The 2,218-nt window shown below is 63.8% G+C and carries 2 protein-coding genes and 1 pseudogene; all 3 read left to right on the top strand.

Annotated elements, in window-relative coordinates; translation table 11 throughout:
* Nucleotides 1–781 (top strand): annotated as a pseudogene (locus H097_RS28345) (phage tail tape measure protein); the annotation flags it as partial.
* The gene (locus H097_RS24325; RefSeq protein WP_032863002.1) at nt 778–1,095 is read left to right on the top strand and encodes a DUF2590 family protein; all 318 of its coding nucleotides are present in this window, start codon (nt 778–780) and stop codon (nt 1,093–1,095) included. The pseudogene H097_RS28345 and the gene H097_RS24325, both read left to right, overlap by 4 nt.
* On the top strand, nt 1,092–2,218 hold a 1,127-nt coding region (locus tag H097_RS24320), incomplete at its 3' end, for a baseplate J/gp47 family protein (RefSeq protein ID WP_032863000.1). The genes H097_RS24325 and H097_RS24320, both read left to right, overlap by 4 nt.

Below are 2,218 nucleotides of genomic sequence, written 5' to 3'. Positions count from 1 at the left end.
CGTTGCCCTGGTCGCGGCCGTGGCGGCGGCGATCATCTACTGGGACCAGTGGACCAGTGCGCTACTCAACAGTGAGGCGTTCCAGTGGGTCAGCGGGCAACTGACCGCGCTGTCTGACTGGTTTGGCTCTATGGGCGGCTGGGCGGGCATGGCCAGCGCGGCGTGGGACGGCATCGTCAACATCTTTAAACAGGCCATCAATGGCTTGATCGAGATGCTGAACAAGATCCCGGGCGTGCAGATCGACGCCGCGTTCGGGGATATGCCGGCACCGCCGCAAATGCCGGGTATCAGTGCGCCCCAGGTCGAGGCGCCGTTGCTGCCCCAACTGGTGGGCGCCGCCCAGCAGCCAATCCAGGCGCCGCCCCTGGTGATGGCGGCCACGTCGAAGGTGCCGGCACAACCTGCGCCGATCCTCAACGCCCTGCAGCCCCAGGCACAAGCACCGGCCTTGGTCCTGGCCCCGGTACCGAAAGGCCCGGCGCCGATCGCGCAGCCACTCGCTGCCCTGGAACCGCCGCGTCAACCGCCGGCTCTGGTAATGGCGCCGCCACCTATGCAACAGGCCGAGCAAAGCCAGCAGCGTATCAATGGTGCCGTGGGCAGCCTGTCACCGAAACGGCCAGACGCTGTGCCCCGGGGCGGTCTGCTGGCAAGCATCCAGAACAACAACCAAACCCAGAACAAGGGCACTCGTGTGGAGAGCGTCACCATCAACACCGGCAAGCAAATGAACCCGCTGGAGCTGGAAGGCATGTTGGCCATGGCGGTGGGGGGATGAGCGAATACATTGACCTGCTGATCATCGACAACGACCTGGCGCTGGATCCGTCGCGTCAGCCGCTGCTGATTGATGACCGGGCCAGCATCGCCCAGGACATAGCGCACATGATCCGCGAAAGCGGCCTGCTGGTAACGCTGGTGGCCGAGCGCAGCAAGCTGCGTCAACGCGACTGCATCCAGCAACTGGAGCTGCTGGTGGAGGCCGATCAACGCCTGGTGCCCGGTACCGCCCTGATTAACCAGGTGCAAACCGGGCAGTACCTGGTCACGGCTAAAACCCTGAAATTTGGCGACATCGAGGTGACCCTGTGAGCGACGTTGATTTTAAACAGGCGCTGGCAGAGTCCGGTATTCCGGTAACCGAGGAAGGTTTGCGCAAAGCCTGGGAAAAGGAAGTCGCCGCCCAGGGGAGCAAGATGAGCAACACCAGCGCCTATTCGCCGTTCTGGCGGGTGATCACGGCCCTGGTGACCAAGCCGGTCATGTGGCTGATCACCTTCGTCAGCGACACCGTGCTGCCTAACTTCTTTGTCAAAACCGCTGTCCGCAAGTGGCTGGACATGTTGGCCTGGGCGGTCAACGTCGAGCGCAAAGGCGCGACCAAGGCCAAAGGCGTGTTGCTGTTCACCCGCGACGTTGCCGGTGGCGCCCTGGAGCTGCCCGCCGGCATCCTGGTGCAGTCGGCCGCGATCAATGGTCATATCTACCAGTTGGTGACCACCCAGGCGGCGACCTTTGCTGATGGGCTGATGCAGCTGGAAGTGCCGGTGGAGGCCCAGGACGTGGGCAGCGGCTACAACCTGGCCCCGGGTTACTACGCCATCCTGCCGGTGCCGATCGCCGGCATTGCCCAGGTGGTCAACGCTGACGGCTGGTTGATTGCACCAGGTGCAGATCCTGAGCCTGACGAGCAGCTGCGTTTACGGGTGCGCAACCAGTTCTCGGCGGTCAACCAGTGGCATACCGACGCGGTATACCGGGCGATGATCGCCGGCTTCCCGGGCGTGCGGCCCGATGGCGTGTACTTTCTGCACGGCGCCCCACGGGGGCCAGGCAGTGCCAATGCCTATGTGCTGTTCGACGCGGACGTGCCGGCGGCGACATACCTGGAGCAAATCAACGCCCATATCCGCGACCAGGGCAACCATGGCCACGGCGACGATCTGCTGGTGATGGTGATGCCGGAGACCCAGCACGCGCTGAAGTTGACCCTGTGGCCACGGGGCCTGCTGACCGTAGAGCAGCGCACCAAGCTGCAGGCCGAAGTCGATCTATTCATCCGTGCAGCCTTTCGCGAGAGCGGTACCGGCGACTACCAGCCGACGCTGACCTATCCGCAGTCTCGGTTCTCCTTTAGCCGCCTGGGCGAAGAACTCCACCAGCAGTTCGCCGGCATCGAGTCGTTGCGCTTCGATAACGCCGACATCGTGTCAGA

Origin of the sequence: Pseudomonas sp. FH4 (assembly GCF_000510915.2) — a bacterium.
GTDB classification, from domain to species: domain Bacteria; phylum Pseudomonadota; class Gammaproteobacteria; order Pseudomonadales; family Pseudomonadaceae; genus Aquipseudomonas; species Aquipseudomonas brenneri.
This window is presented reverse-complemented; position numbering and strand designations above follow the sequence as displayed.

Excerpts from the sequence above, each read along its gene's own strand:
- H097_RS24325 (WP_032863002.1), top strand. The coding sequence starts at position 778 with ATGAGCGAATACATTGACCTGCTGATCATCGACAACGACCTGGCGCTG.